1 rRNA gene is annotated in these 264 nt (G+C 50.0%); it reads left to right on the forward strand.

The features are described 5' to 3' along the window. A 23S ribosomal RNA gene (locus QMX82_RS25755) occupies positions 1-264 on the forward strand; the annotation flags it as partial.

Here is a 264-nt window from a genome sequence, read left to right on the forward strand (position 1 = left end):
ATCCTCCAAGGCTAAATACTCCTGACTGACCGATAGTGAACCAGTACCGTGAGGGAAAGGCGAAAAGAACCCCGGAGAGGGGAGTGAAATAGAACCTGAAACCGTATGCGTACAAGCAGTGGGAGCCTACTTTGTTGGGTGACTGCGTACCTTTTGTATAATGGGTCAGCGACTTATTTTCAGTGGCGAGCTTAACCGAATAGGGGAGGCGTAGCGAAAGCGAGTCTTAATAGGGCGTTTAGTCGCTGGGAATAGACCCGAAAC

Source organism: Pseudomonas sp. PS02302, assembly GCF_029959585.1.
GTDB classification, from domain to species: domain Bacteria; phylum Pseudomonadota; class Gammaproteobacteria; order Pseudomonadales; family Pseudomonadaceae; genus Chryseomonas; species Chryseomonas aestiva.